This is a genomic window from Ichthyenterobacterium magnum (genome assembly GCF_003610635.1).
Taxonomy (GTDB): domain Bacteria; phylum Bacteroidota; class Bacteroidia; order Flavobacteriales; family Flavobacteriaceae; genus Ichthyenterobacterium; species Ichthyenterobacterium magnum.
On the sequence record NZ_RAQJ01000004.1, the window covers coordinates 142,668 to 157,075 of the forward strand.

Below are 14,408 nucleotides of genomic sequence, written 5' to 3' on the forward strand. Positions count from 1 at the left end.
TGATGAGAATCCTGCCTTCGCAGGAATGACAAAACTCTTTATAGAGGTTCGTTGTAATTTTTGTTTTTAGTTGTTTTTAGGTTGTTCGCATTTGGGGCACTGCTATTTCGTTTTGAATTGTTTTCAAAATCATTAAAATCTGAATTTTTATAATTTCCCTGTTTATTAATGTTTTTGTTTTCTATAGTTTGTATATGTTTATATATAGGTACCAATGCTTGTCCATTGCTTGTATCATTTTTGGGACTGTTATGTACCAATGCTTGTCCAGTACTTGTCTCGAATTTGAGCATCTTAATTTTACTGCCTTTATAAGGGTTGTGTGATGGTAAATATATAATATAATTCCAGTGACTCAATTCTTTGATGCATCTGTGATAAGTAGATTTTGAGCCTATTTTGGAATACTTCATAACTTCTTCTCTGTTGATGTAAAATTCTTCCGGAAAGCGGTTGGTATTCCATAATTGGAATAATGCGACATAGAGACTTATGTGTGTTGGATTTAGTCTAGTGTCTTTTGAGAACTGTAAAAAGGCACCGTTTAGGTGTTTGATGTAATTAATAGCTTGCATAATGATGAGATTGCCACGTCGCTTCGCTTCTCGCAATGACAACTAAAACTTATTATGAATACGGTTATCTTCCATTACTTTTAAGATTTCTTCATAATCATAATAGATAACGCCACCAACTTTAGTATATGGTAATGTGCCATTGATGCGAAGATTTTGTAATGTTCCTGGTGAAATACTTAAAAGCTCGCGAACTTCTGGTGATTTGAGCCATTTTTTAGGCGCAAAACCTGATTGATGGTTAATGATTGCTTTGATGTCTTCTAATAATTCTAATTTGAATTCTCGAAGATCTTCTGTAGTGATAATTGTTGCTGCCATATTTAACGATGTTAGGTTAAAATAGCTACCATATCAAACTTTCGTTATCAATGGCAGCTATTAATTTGATTTGACTTTCGTTTGGCAAATATGTGGTAGTTTATCTGGTATTCTTCAATAGACAGCACCACCTTGGGTGATTTTAGTTACTCATTTTTAATAGGTTACATTAATTCAATTTGGGTCACTACTTTTTAATAGAGCAATCAAAGCACAACAAATATTATTATAAACTTCATTTGTATTAGATTTCCCAAGTTGGGTACATCTATGGTATTATTCGTCTGACTCTTCCATGCGTTTAAGTAAGGATTCTTTAAGCTTATCTATAAATTTTGTGCTATTCGTTTTACGAGCCCTTATTTCAATAAATGTGTGATAATAGTTACCTAATTCAATATTAAATACTTGCTCACACATTGATGCAACTTCCTTAATATCAGCTGTGCCACTATTAATTACTCCACTACTATGAAGTGCGTAAATAAGTTCGATTAAATCTGTTTTGTTACCTGTCCAAAATAATTTGGATTGATTTTGAAATGGATTAATTGTTGTTTCCATATTATTGCTATTAATTAATTTATCAATTTCTTTCTTCAAATGAATTATAAGCATATCATAAGCAAGTATGGTAGCCACAGTTGTATCATGACTTGTAGAAAATTGAGGATCTGTAAAAAAGTGAAATGTATCTGGATGCAAACGAATATCTGCCTTTCCTCTTAAAAAATATTGCTCATCTAGAAACGTTGCACTTGTGCGATAATAATGATAGAACTCTAAATTATCATTAAAAAACACTTGTAGCTTGTTAATATAATTGTTGAGGTATTTGATTTGAGATTTACTGCTCCCACGAGGTCTTTTGCTTTCAACATTAAACAATTTGACATTATAAATAAGCCTACTATATATTTTAGGTTTGACATTTTTAAAAAAATAGATTTCATGTTCCTTATTCTTAAACTTAACATCCGCTACTAGATTTCTAATTTCTTGCAACGTTGAAATAACTATCTTAATTCCTTTTTCTGATTTAAGAAGTATATCATCAATTTCTATTTCAAGATTATCTAATGTATTATCTAATTTTGACAGAATCTGTTTGTATTTTTCAAGATGCTAATGTTGTAGGTTAAATAATGGTGGATGGCAAAAATTATTACACACCCACCAAAGCATAATCAATTACTAGGGAATTAATTTAATTGACGTAATTAGGGGATAAATTGATTTAATTATTAATTCAAAACATATATAAATTTTATAAAGTTTTATGCCCAATTAAATACATAATCTTACCACCTCTGCCATTATCTTTTTTACCAAATTCCCATTTATAATTTCCAATAATTATATCTGAAGTTAATTCTTCTAAATCTTTAGGATTATAAAGTTTTAATAGCGCTATACAGCCATCTATCATTATAACGAATGGTAAGATTGGAATTAAATAAGTAAACAGTATTCTTGACCAACGAAAAGGTTTTACAAAAGGAGACATTATTAAGACTGATAATGGAACAAAAAATGTCATACCAACAATTTGCCATAAACTATCATTATTCCCTTCTAAAATGACTACTGGGTTTTGGCTTATTGCTATTTGAGTTAACACCTGTTTTGCTTCTTCCTGGTTCAATTGATGAAAGCTGTTAATACATGTGTATAAACCATTCTTTTCAGTATTAAATTTTTTAATTTTAAGGTTTTCAGTACTTAATTCTGCATCTAAAAATGGGGTTACCGTTTTAATGCCAGCTCCAAGGTTAAAATCTATATTAACAATATTCTTGTTTTTAGTATAACTTAAGCCTTCTTCAATAATGGGTATGAATGGTTTTGTTGCATTCACTTTTAAAACAAACCAATCTAAAAACTCACGAATATTGCTTTTTAGAAAAGATGGGAACCACTTTGTATTTATAAACTGTTTCACTTGTTTTCGTCTCATGATTATTCTCTCGTTAGTTTGTATTTCATTCCACTTTGTTTAAAATCCATTTGATTTTTTTGTGGGTAAAATTGAAAAACAGCTCCAGCCTGATCAAACTTAAACACATGGTTATCAAAAGCTACAAGTGGAAGTTGAGATTGTCCTGTAGCTTGAACCATTAGCGTATTATCTGATTTTGTAATACTGAATTTTATAGGTAATTCATTACAAGAATATGTTCCTACATATTTATCCAAATCTTCTGATGTTAATTCAACAGTTTTGAAAGAAGGTATATCAAAAGCTTTATTGAAAATACTATTTAATAATGTGATTATGATTTCATTAGTCTCATAATTTAATCCGTTTGAGGTTAATGCGAACCCAATATTTTCTTCTGGAAAATAGCCAAATGAAGAATTAAACCCATCAATCATTCCGTTATGTCCATAAGAGATATGATCATAGAATGGGATCTTGATTAATCCAAATCCGTAGCCTTTATTTATAGTTGTCATTGTATTAAGGCTTTCCTTTGATACAATTTCCTCTTTAAATAGCGCATCAATAAAAGTTGCTAAATCTGTTGAAGTTGACACAATACTTCCCGCTCCCATTGGGATTGATGTATCTGTTTCATTTTGTATTTGCCAATCTCCAAGATAGCGATAGGAGTAATTCTCATCATTTGCTAGATTAATTGTACTACCAAAATAAGTGTCCTTTAAATGCAGTGGCTTTGTGATTTTTTGATATAGAATCTCGCCAAAGCTTTGATTGTAAACCTTCTGTAAAATATAGGATAAGAGCACATAATTAGTGTTGCTATACGCCGATTTAGTATTGGGTTCAAAATCACTTTCCATGTCGCTAAATAGCTCTAGCATTTCGGCTTCACTTTTTTTAGTCATGTAGTATTGCACATAATTTTTTTCTGTTGTGAAATTATGGATACCACTACTATGATTTAACAAGTTTTCAACTGTAATCTTATCTGCATTTTTAATTTTTGAAAAAAACGCATCTATAGTTTGGTTCAAACTCAATACATCGTCTTCTACTGCTTTCATGATTAATGTTGACGTAAAGGTTTTTGATATGGAGCCTACTCTATATTTAGTTTTATCAGTATTCGTTTTATTGGCCTCTACATTTGAGAATCCAACAGAATTTTGATAAATTATTTCACCATTTTTAATAATGGCAATACTTCCCATAAATTTGTTATTCTCTTCTAAAACTTGAAAGTATTCATTGAGCTTTTCACTGTGTATTGTTTGAGACTGTCCACTTTGTATCGCTAGAATGACACAGATTATTATAAAAATTAGAGGTTTCATTTTATTGGTTTAAATGGTTAAACTAAAGATCTTTAATTAGTTTGCTAACTGTATTAATTTCGATTCAATAACTTCTAATCTAGATTCTAAATCGGCCATATCTTTCGATTGTCTATTATTTCTTTTTTGTTGTGAGTCAATAATAATTTGTTGCTCTTGAATGGCCTTAATTAACACAGGAATTAGTTCCGTATAACTTACACCATACTTGTCTTGCTTTTCATCATAAGTCACTACATTTTTAATGACTTCATTTACTTCTTGAGCAATAAGACCCAATGATTTATTTTCTTGAGTTCTTTCTTTCCAAAAGTATTCAGTTGGGCGTAATTGCAGTACCTCATTTAATCCATAAGAAATATCATTAATATCTCTTTTTAAACGTTTGTCTGATGCATGAACCACAGCATTACCAACATACACATCGCCTCCGTTTTGTTGCAGAAATAAAATTGAAGCAGATCCATTACTTCTGGCTTGAATTTCATTTTTATCCATAATAAGATTATCACCATTTACGGTTCCTAATAACAATTGACCAGAGTTCGCACTTAAATCAGCATCTGTTCCATCTACCACATTTAAAGGCGCTTCTGGGTTCTGTGTACCAATACCCACTTTTGCATTAAATCCTAATAAATTACTCATAAAATCACCATAAATTAGTGGTGTTTGAGTTGTACTATTATGAATATATAGTTTATGACTTCCCATCTCTTGAGCTCCAGCTCCATTTCCTAAAAACACATTTCTTGTACCATTTACATTTTGCCACCCTGCATTAGCTCCAATAACGACGTTTGACCCTGCCGAATTATTATTCATAAGAGCACCTTTACCTATTGCAACATTAGTGATACCAGAAGTGTTAGTCATTAAAGCATCTTTTCCAAGAGCTATATTTGAAAAACCAGTATTAACACTATTCAATGCATTATCTCCTATAGCAATGTTATGCGAACCTGTAGAATTATTAAATAAAGTTCCTTTTCCAATTGCCACATTATTTTCTCCGGATATATTACTATATATAGCATTCAAACCTAAAGCTATATTATTAACCCCTTCGAGGTTGTGATATAAGGCATCTGCACCAATTGCAACATTTGAAACGCCTACAGTGTTTTTATTCAACGCTCCAGACCCAAAACCTATATTTGCTCTAATGCCAGTTAAGTCTTCATTGAAACCTGCATTTTGACCAATATAAATAGATCCTGCTGTACCAATTGGTGTCAACCCATTTTTATCTGCTTGAAACTTGCCTATGGAAAGAGTATAAGGTACACTTGTAAACTGCGTGGTTCCAACTTCTGTTCCATTTAACCAAACGTTTAAAAAATGACTTCCTGCAGGCCAATAAACAAAATTGAATGTATTAAACGTTGGTGTTCCTTGCCCAATAACTAATGAAAAAACACCATGTGCATCTGTTGTAATGTTATGCGTTTCTGAATATCTAGTTTCTCCATCGGGTGTTTCTTCATTGATGTTAATGTCTATTGTAATTTCTGTATCGACAATTAAGTCACCATTTGCGTCTCTAGCTACACCTTGGTAATTGATGCCTTCTTGTGCAAATATTGACACAGTTAGCATTAAAAGAATTGCAGTAATTGCTGTTTTAAATGATACGTTTATTATTGTTTTCATAATGATTGTTTTTAGTATTCAATTATTTTGAAGTTTTTAGTGTATTAACTTCAGCTTTAAGCTCACTAATAATGTCTTGTTGGTTTTTCTGATTAGATTGAAGATGCTCAATAATTTCTTGTTGTTCTTGTAAAGCTTTGATTAATACAGGAATTAACTCGGTGTAACTTACACCGTATTTATCCTGCTTTTCATCATACGTCACTACATTTTTAATGACTTGATCTACTTCTTGAGCAATAAGACCTAATGATTTATGTTCTTGAGTTCTTTCTTTCCAAAAGTATTCAGTTGGGCGTAGTTGTAGAATCTCATTTAAGCCATAAGAGATATCATTAATATCTCTTTTTAAACGTCTGTCTGATGCATGAACCACAGCATTACCAACATACACATCACCTCCATTTTGTTGCAGAAACAAAATTGAAGCAGCTCCATTACTTCGCGCTTGAATTTCGTTTTTATCAAGAACAAGATTGTCACTATCAACTTCTCCTAATAGTAATTGACCAGAGTAATTACTCAAGTTAGCATCTGTGCCATTAACCACATGCAATGGTGCTTTAGGGAAACGTGTTCCTACTGCTACTTTTGCATTAAAATTTAATATAGCATCATCAAATTCACCATATATTAAAGGCGTATGTCCTTCTGACACATAACTTCCAATATATAATTTATTGCTACTTGTTTCACTCCATCCTGCAAATGATCCTAAAAACACATTATTATTTCCAGACACATTATTAGCACCTGCATTTCTACCTATTGCTATATTATTATCTCCAGTTTGAACATCTGATAGCGTATTTAGCCCTAAAGCGATATTTAGAATTCCGTTAGACACGCTCTCTAGCGTAGATTTCCCTATCGCAATATTATAACTCCCTTCAGTATTAATTGCCAAAGCACTACGTCCTAAAGCGATATTGTATTCACCAATAGTATTCCCATAAAGCGCATATGCACCGTTGGCAATATTATTATTTCCTGTCGTATTGTGCAGTAATGCCTGATATCCAAAAGCGGTATTATATTCTCCTTCTGTGTTAGAATACAAAGATTGATAACCCGTAGCTATATTATAACTTCCAGTTGTATTATAATACAATGTTTCGTGACCATAAGCATGATTTAGAAGTCCAGTAGAATTACTATACAAAGATTTATAACCCATTGCGATATTGTGATTTCCAGTTCCACTTTCACGCATTGCTTTATTCCCTATAGCTATATTATTGGAACCTGAAGAATTATTTTCCATGGTTTGTTCACCTATTGCTATATTTCTAATACCTTCAGAACTAAATTTTAAGGCCTCTTTACCTAAAGCAATATTGCTTTCTCCTGTAGTATTCCTCATTATGGCATTCTTACCAATTCCTATATTATGGTTATCAGTGAAGTCGTCTAATTCACCTGCACTTTCACCTATGTAAATAGAACCACCTGTTGATTTTGAAGTTACTCCATTTTTATGTGCTTGCCACTTACCTACAGCTTGCGAATAAGGTACTGAAGAGAATTGAGTCGTTCCTATTTCTTCGCCATCTAACCAGACATTTAAAAAATGTTGATCTTCAGCCCAATTAATGTCTTCAAAAAGATTTAGACTTGGTGTACCTTGACCAATGACCAATGAGAACACACCGTTAGCATCTGTAAAAAGATTATGCGTTTCGGAATACACGGTTTCTCCATCTGCACTGATTTTATTGATGTTTATGTCTAATGTAATTTCGGTGTCTAAAATTAATTCGCCTTCTGCATTTCTAGCAACGCCTTGATAATTGATGCCTTCTTGAGCAAAACTAAATGCTCCTAACAGTATGAATAATACCGTTATGTTCAATTTAATAAAAAGTAATAACTGTTTCATGATATTTATTTTTTAATGATTTTAAATGATTGTTTATAATTTGAAGATTTTTCCTTTAGCACCAATAGGTACATTCCTCCTGGCAAATGGCTTATATCCATTTTAGTTTCGTTACCAATAGCGTGTTCTTTAATATGGTATAACTGTTTCCCAGTTATATCATAAAGTGTTGTTTGAAAATTATTAGCGTTTTCATTGTAACTAACTTTAATAAAGCTCGTAGCAGGGTTAGGAAATACACTTATCTGATTTGTGTTTGATAAAGGTGTTTCAATACCTAGAGTGGTTTCCTCTGACATATTTGCCCAAAATCCTTGATGAATAGCTTCATCACTCTGTATTAATCCTACAATTGTTTCACCAACAGTAAAATTTATTGTGTGTGTGCCATTCGATATGACTAATCCGGAACTTCCAATAACTTGTTTAGAAATTGACTGCGCATTTGTAATATATGTTGCGATAAATAGCAACAAAAGGCTTAATAATAGTTTTTTCATAACGTATATATTTGTTTTTATACGCCAAAACTACTGTTGCAATACCTACTAAAAAATAGTGTTTTGATAGATGGTAGTGAATCTTTGATAAATGGTTATAGTCAAGGAAATCCGTTATCTACAAGTGGATTATGAATTTAAAATAGGGTTCTGCTGCAAAACATCAAACTTATAATACCATTCATCAAAAGCATCTTTTAATAATGCCTCCTTGGTTATACGTTTGTCCCAACAAATTTTAAAAAATAATAAAATTATGAAACCATTGAACAAACATTTAGAACAACCTATTCTTGAAAAAAACAATTTCAGACATAAAATAGGTTATTATGCCATGTGTGCGGCTGTTGTGTCTTATATAGCTTTAGCATTGTTTACTCTCTCAAGTTGTAGTAGTGATGATGACTCATCAACCTCAAATCCTACAATTCAACAACCTTCTTTATCGTTACTTTCCGGTGATACAGGATTACATCAAGGCGTTATAGGAAGTCCTGAATCAGGATCTTTGCAGTATTCTGTAAAAGCTATTGCACCTGAAGGCTTTAATCAATTAGTTATCCAAAAAGTTGTTGACGGTATTGCTACAGAATACGAAACTATTAATGTTAATCATCCAAACTACATAGCAGGTAGTAATACTTTTACATACAATTTAAATTACATATTGAATATAAATGATGTTGATAAAGATTTAAGCTTTAAAGCAATAGTTACTGATGCCAACGATAATACAACATCATTAGATTTTGCTGAAGCTGAAGTAAAGCAATCTTTACAATTTGTGGAATCGCTTTTTATTCAAACAAAATTACCAATTGAGCCATTTAATGTTAACGTAAATCATTTTTTGCGAGTAGATGGAGATACCGTTGAAAATGCAAACTTGGGTGATGTTGTAAACCTTCAAATTAACGAAAAAGTTGCAGCTGTTTTTAGCCTTAATGACGCTTATGGTTATTATTTATCTTCACCAAACGCTGTAATAGAAACTGATTTTGTTATCGAAATCCAGGATAAAGCAACTACGAAATTTAAAGAGATAGATTCAGAATCGGTAAACTTTGATGAGTTGAACATTTATGACACCTATGAAATTGAGACAATTTATAATAATGCTTCATTTAATACACATCAGCAAAGAGCAACACAATTAGAACAAGGAAAACTATTTAGCATGCTCACCGATGATGGGAAAATAGCATTATTTAAAATCACATATTTTAATGTAGAAGGAGGAAATGTTTATGCTGGATTAGAAATGTACATCTCAAAATTACCAACCGATTAATTAATCCAATAAAGCACCTTTGTAAATTTTACGCAAAGGTGTTTTGCTATTAACTGATTAAAACCAAACAAACAATAAAACTAATTTTGCAACAAAGCATACCACATACAGCGTTTAACAATGAAGAGTTTGAAAACACCCTCATTTACTTCTCCAAATCCTTATTAGGTAAGGATAGTGAAGATGATATTTTATGGGATTTAGCACAGAACTGTATTGCCAAATTAGGCTTTGAAGATTGTGTTATCTATTTAATAAACCATAAAACTAACTCATTAATTCAAAAAGCTGCATTTGGACCAAAAAACAAAAAAAACGAGCATATTTATAAACCTGTTAGTGTTAAACTAGGTGAAGGAATTTCTGGGTATGTAGCACAATCCGGAGTTGCTGAAATTGTTAACAATACGTCTGAAGATTCTAGATATATTGTTGATGATGCTATTAGATTATCTGAAATAGCAGTCCCTATCTCTTCTTCTGATTATATCTATGGTGTGATAGACTGCGAACATCCACACAAAAATTATTTCACAAAACAGCATTTACGCATTTTATCTGCAGTAGCCTCAATTTGTGCTATTAAAATAAAAAACATTAGAAACCAAAAGACTGTTTTAGAAAAACATAAAAAGGTATTACAACTAAAAGAAGAGCTTGTTGATTTAAAACTAAAAGCGTTAAGTTCACAACTAAATCCTCATTTTGTTTTTAACGCACTCAATAGTATTCAGTATTTTATAACTTCGGAGCAAAAAAAGTTAGCCGTTGTTTATTTATCCACTTTTAGCAAACTAATACGCTTCCATTTAAAGTATTTAGGAAAAGATGCCGTTTGTCTTAAAGAAGAAATAAATATGATTCATTGGTATCTATCATTACAGCGTTTGCGATATAGTAATCAATTTACGTTCGATATAAATGCACCAGCCAATAAACATTTTGAAAACGCCAAAATCCCTTCGTTTATATTACAAACCTTATTAGAAAATAGTGTAGAGCATTCTATTTTTAATCAACATAAAAATCAGACAATTGATATAAAATTCTTGGCAAACGATGACTATATAAATATTCATATTACCTATCTTCACGATGCCAATTGTCCTTCAAAAACTCAATATACTCCAGAGTATAGAAAGAGTATTATGGATTGGCAGGATCAAATAAAATTACTGAATTCCGTAAAAAATTATGATATTAAGAAAAAAATAACTTTCATTAAAAAGAGTGATAAAACCAATGGAAGTATTGTAAATTTAAAACTGCCAAATTTAACAAGTCTTTGATATTTAAATTAAAACATACTGTATTACTCGCTTTTACTTTTATTGTTGGCTTCACTTCGTATACTCAAAACACCTCTGTAATTGATGATTACAAAGTTGTTCCTTTTACTATTCACATTACAAATAACCCAAACACTTCTATTGATTCAATTGCAAATTCGAAAACTATTTTTAAACAGCCTGACACCTTTGCAAGAAATACACATCCAAATGAAACGTATTGGTTAAGAATTGATTTTATAAATGAGTTTAGTATTATTAAAAAAGATAGCATCTGGCAATTGCAATTCAGAAATTTTGAGCTTGCCTCTTTATTTAGCGAGCAGAATGGTAGGATTGTAGAAAAAAAGTTTGGGCGATTTAATATTAATAAAGAAAAACATTCAATAGTACAACGTTATGATGTAGAATTTAATAGTAATAACTTAATAGATAATAGATATTTATACCTTAAGTTAAAACATGTAACGGCTCTTGATTATATATCTAGATGGTATATCACTTATGGAAATTCATCTTATAACAATTCAAATAAAACTCTTTATACCTATGAAGATATAAAGACTTTAATTCCTTTATATATTTTTTCAGGAATAAGCCTCGTAGTTTTCTTGATAACCATTACATTTTTTTTCTATTCTAAAAGAAGAGAATACCTATTCTATGCGACTTATGTATTATTTATTTTCCTGTTCTTAACCACAGATAATTTTGGTTTATTAGATATTCTTATAGACCAATTTGGTGTAAATAACTATGCTATAATTCAAATAATAACAGTATTGGCTAATATTTTTTATACCCTTTTTATTTTATTCTATTTAAATACAAAATTGGAGTATCCAAAATTGTATAAAGGGTTGAAATTATTAGTTTATATTAACTGTATTATATTTATTATAGATGTTTTTTTTATACTATTTGACTTTTATTATCAACATATATACATATTATTATTTCAACGACTTATAACATCTAGCTTTTGTGTTATAGGGATGATTTATTTACTATTTACAACCAAAACAAAGTTAAGTTATTTTGTAATTATTGGTACATTTTTCTATTTAGTTGGAGCTTTCTCGCTGTTCTTTTTTAACAACGAATTAGGAATGATTACAGGTGCTTGTTTTGAATTATTAGTATTCTCTTATGGATTAACTTATAAACGACAATTAGAATACAACGAGAAAATTAAGTTCCAAAAAGAATCTTTCAGTAATAAAAACAAAGCCTTAAGAGCGCAAATGAATCCTCATTTTATTTTTAATTCACTCAACTCCATTCAGTATTTAATTACAAAAAAAGATAATACTTCGGCATTAAAGTATTTATCAAAATTTAGTCGCTTTACACGTAATATATTAGAAAGCTCTATTGAAACTGATATTTTACTTTCAGAAGAAATTGCCATGCTTAAAGATTATTTAGAATTAGAATCGCTGCGTTTTAAAGATGTATTTTCATATACCATTAACGTGTCTGATGATATAGATCCTGACGCCATTGAAATTCCTCTTTTAGTTATTCAACCCTTTGTAGAAAATGCAATTCTTCATGGCTTTATAAACAAAAAAATTGGGGCAAATAGTTTGGATATCAACTTTTACAAAAGAGACGGTTTTCTAATATGTGAGATTGATGATAATGGCATTGGTAGAGAAAACTCTAAAAGTATTAAATCTATCCGCAAAAAAAGATCTCGAGGTTTAGAAGTTACAAAAGAGCGTTTATATCTATTTAATCAATTAAATAACGAAACCAATAATATTACTATTGTTGACAAGAAAAATGATGATGGAGACTCATTAGGAACTAAAGTGATTATAAAAATTCTTATTCATTAAAAAAAAAGACTATGGATTTAAGAGCTGTAATAATTGAAGATGAAGAAAATAGCAGAAAGATTCTGAAGAATATTTTAGAAGAATTTTGCATTAACATAACTGTTGTTGGTATGGCAGATGAAGTCCAGGAAGCAGTATCAGTAATATCAAAGGAGAAACCAGATGTTGTGTTTTTAGATATTGAAATAAAATCCGGTACTGGTTTTGATGTTTTAAACTTATTACCAAATTTTAACTTTGAAGTTATCTTTACAACAGCATTTGACCAATATGCCATTAAAGCGATGAAATTTAGCTCGCTTGATTATTTGCTTAAGCCTATAGATTTAGATGAATTACATAACGCTATTGAAAAAGCTAGAAAGCGAAAAAATCAAGAACTTTATAGAAAACAGCTAGAGAATTTAATGTATAATCTCAAGCAAGAAAAACCAAAACTAAATAAAATATGCCTATCTACTTCTGACGGTTTAGATTTTATTGAAGTGGACACTATACTTTATTGTAAAGCTAGCGGCTCGTATACTTCTTTTGTATTGGAGAATAAAAAGGAAATTCTTGTTAGCAGACATCTAAAGGAATACGTTAATCTATTTATCGATCATGATTTTATGCGCGTGCATAATAGTTTTTTGGTTAACCTAAAAAACATTGACAAATTTGTTCGTAATGATGGTGGTTATATTATTATGAAAAATGGTGATCGTGTTAATATATCCAGATCTAAAAAAGATGAATTTGTACAAGCTATGAATTTATTGATAGGGAACTAATTTTTACATCTTCCAATTAATGAGACGACTACATTATTTGCTTTTATTAAAAGATATTCTGTATTCCCCAAAGATTAGTTCCATGTATTAATACAGAAGGTATCATAGATTTGAATTTTTCTGTAAGGTAACCCCAAAATAAACCCAATGGAAAAATACCAATGGCACTTATAAAAGCACCTAAATAATCCTGTGTTTGATTACTGAATATAAAAATATGCCCCATGGCCCAAATAAAAGACGCTATAAACCATCCTAGACCTCTATTTGAAAGCACTTTCCCTAAACGCGTTTGAAATAACAATCTTGTAAATTCTTCAGGAATAGCAGCTGTTAAAAAACCTAAAGTTATAAGAGAAAGCACACCTTTCTCCTCTATTATATCACCAAATTGAATTTTATCTGGCATTATTCCAAACGCTACTATGGCGAACATAATTATTATAGGAAAGGCAACCCAAAAGCATTTCCAATTTCCAAATCCGATTTCTTTTAGTTTATAATTTTTTAATCTTAAAAAATAAAAAGCTAAAAAAACAGGGTAGATAAATAACCCAACAAAAACCATAAGTGCAATTTTTATTGATTTATCTGTGGCTTGAAAATCATCAATAACAAGAAACCGTATGGCCAAAATACAGTATGAAATAAATATGCAAAACATGACCATTATATTTTCTTGCCGGGCTTTTTTAATTAGCCATTCTTTCTTTATAGGTCTTATAAACGTATAAAATTCAATAAGTAAAACGCATAATAATAAAACTCCTAAATAAGCTGTTGAATTAGTAACATTGCCATTGTAAAAGGATAACATCTCAATTGTTAACCCTAATATTAGGATCAGAAGGAATGTAATTTTATTGTTAGAAACCTTAATATAAAGATGCTTAAGGAAGAGTTTATAATCGCTTAACATGTTAACCAAATTTTTAATTTATGTAAAACTATTCACTTTTTAACTGAATTCAATTGTTCTTTTGATGAATGGCAGAGATTATTTG

Annotated in this window: 13 protein-coding genes; 4 read left to right on the top strand and 9 right to left on the bottom strand. The window is 30.4% G+C overall.

Annotated features, from left to right (window positions below):
• Window positions 1–38 precede the first annotated feature (38 nt).
• From BXY80_RS10820 to BXY80_RS10855, 8 genes are all read right to left on the bottom strand, one after another.
• On the bottom strand, window positions 39–575 hold the full coding sequence (locus BXY80_RS10820) for a hypothetical protein (RefSeq protein WP_120201825.1): 537 nt from the start codon (window positions 573–575) through the stop codon (window positions 39–41).
• Between the two features lie 42 nt (window positions 576–617).
• On the bottom strand, window positions 618–896 hold the full coding sequence (locus tag BXY80_RS10825) for a helix-turn-helix domain-containing protein (protein ID WP_120201827.1): 279 nt from the start codon (window positions 894–896) through the stop codon (window positions 618–620).
• Window positions 897–1,172: 276 nt separating this feature from the next.
• The gene (locus BXY80_RS10830; protein ID WP_245977267.1) at window positions 1,173–1,901 is read right to left on the bottom strand and encodes an RteC domain-containing protein; all 729 of its coding nucleotides are present in this window, start codon (window positions 1,899–1,901) and stop codon (window positions 1,173–1,175) included.
• Window positions 1,902–2,163: 262 nt separating this feature from the next.
• Window positions 2,164–2,853 carry a hypothetical protein gene (locus tag BXY80_RS10835; RefSeq protein WP_120201830.1) on the bottom strand — a complete coding sequence of 230 codons (690 nt, stop codon included), beginning with the start codon at window positions 2,851–2,853 and terminating at the stop codon, window positions 2,164–2,166.
• 2 nt (window positions 2,854–2,855) lie between these two features.
• Window positions 2,856–4,175 (bottom strand): serine hydrolase domain-containing protein, encoded by a 1,320-nt coding sequence (locus tag BXY80_RS10840; protein ID WP_120201832.1) that lies wholly within the window; start codon window positions 4,173–4,175, stop codon window positions 2,856–2,858.
• 36 nt (window positions 4,176–4,211) lie between these two features.
• Window positions 4,212–5,828, bottom strand: a complete 1,617-nt coding sequence (locus BXY80_RS10845; protein ID WP_120201834.1) for a tail fiber domain-containing protein — start codon at window positions 5,826–5,828, stop codon at window positions 4,212–4,214.
• 22 nt (window positions 5,829–5,850) lie between these two features.
• Window positions 5,851–7,707, bottom strand: a complete 1,857-nt coding sequence (locus BXY80_RS10850) for a tail fiber domain-containing protein (protein WP_120201836.1) — start codon at window positions 7,705–7,707, stop codon at window positions 5,851–5,853.
• A gap of 5 nt (window positions 7,708–7,712) precedes the next feature.
• On the bottom strand, window positions 7,713–8,207 hold the full coding sequence (locus BXY80_RS10855) for a T9SS type A sorting domain-containing protein (RefSeq protein ID WP_120201838.1): 495 nt from the start codon (window positions 8,205–8,207) through the stop codon (window positions 7,713–7,715).
• Window positions 8,208–8,463: 256 nt separating this feature from the next.
• Between BXY80_RS10855 and BXY80_RS10860 the strand changes: the two genes are divergently transcribed.
• From BXY80_RS10860 to BXY80_RS10875, 4 genes are all read left to right on the top strand, one after another.
• Entirely contained in the window at window positions 8,464–9,498 is a 1,035-nt protein-coding gene (locus BXY80_RS10860; RefSeq protein WP_120201840.1) for a hypothetical protein, read from the top strand.
• A gap of 86 nt (window positions 9,499–9,584) precedes the next feature.
• Window positions 9,585–10,787, top strand: coding sequence for a histidine kinase (locus tag BXY80_RS10865; protein WP_245977269.1), 1,203 nt, complete (start codon window positions 9,585–9,587; stop codon window positions 10,785–10,787).
• Window positions 10,784–12,631 (top strand): sensor histidine kinase, encoded by a 1,848-nt coding sequence (locus tag BXY80_RS10870; RefSeq protein ID WP_120201844.1) that lies wholly within the window; start codon window positions 10,784–10,786, stop codon window positions 12,629–12,631. Before BXY80_RS10865 ends, BXY80_RS10870 begins: the two co-directional genes overlap by 4 nt.
• A gap of 11 nt (window positions 12,632–12,642) precedes the next feature.
• On the top strand, window positions 12,643–13,404 hold the full coding sequence (locus BXY80_RS10875; protein WP_120201845.1) for a LytR/AlgR family response regulator transcription factor: 762 nt from the start codon (window positions 12,643–12,645) through the stop codon (window positions 13,402–13,404).
• 46 nt (window positions 13,405–13,450) lie between these two features.
• Here the strand turns inward: BXY80_RS10875 and BXY80_RS10880 are convergent, their stop codons facing one another.
• Entirely contained in the window at window positions 13,451–14,323 is an 873-nt protein-coding gene (locus tag BXY80_RS10880; protein ID WP_120201847.1) for a CPBP family intramembrane glutamic endopeptidase, read from the bottom strand.
• Window positions 14,324–14,408 lie beyond the last annotated feature (85 nt).

Coding starts and splice junctions, on each gene's coding strand:
- BXY80_RS10875 (WP_120201845.1), top strand. CDS start 12,643: ATGGATTTAAGAGCTGTAATAATTGAAGATGAAGAAAATAGCAGAAAG.
- BXY80_RS10825 (WP_120201827.1), bottom strand. CDS start 896: ATGGCAGCAACAATTATCACTACAGAAGATCTTCGAGAATTCAAATTA.
- BXY80_RS10880 (WP_120201847.1), bottom strand. CDS start 14,323: ATGTTAAGCGATTATAAACTCTTCCTTAAGCATCTTTATATTAAGGTT.
- BXY80_RS10860 (WP_120201840.1), top strand. CDS start 8,464: ATGAAACCATTGAACAAACATTTAGAACAACCTATTCTTGAAAAAAAC.
- BXY80_RS10840 (WP_120201832.1), bottom strand. CDS start 4,175: ATGAAACCTCTAATTTTTATAATAATCTGTGTCATTCTAGCGATACAA.
- BXY80_RS10855 (WP_120201838.1), bottom strand. CDS start 8,207: ATGAAAAAACTATTATTAAGCCTTTTGTTGCTATTTATCGCAACATAT.
- BXY80_RS10845 (WP_120201834.1), bottom strand. CDS start 5,828: ATGAAAACAATAATAAACGTATCATTTAAAACAGCAATTACTGCAATT.
- BXY80_RS10820 (WP_120201825.1), bottom strand. CDS start 575: ATGCAAGCTATTAATTACATCAAACACCTAAACGGTGCCTTTTTACAG.
- BXY80_RS10850 (WP_120201836.1), bottom strand. CDS start 7,707: ATGAAACAGTTATTACTTTTTATTAAATTGAACATAACGGTATTATTC.
- BXY80_RS10835 (WP_120201830.1), bottom strand. CDS start 2,853: ATGAGACGAAAACAAGTGAAACAGTTTATAAATACAAAGTGGTTCCCA.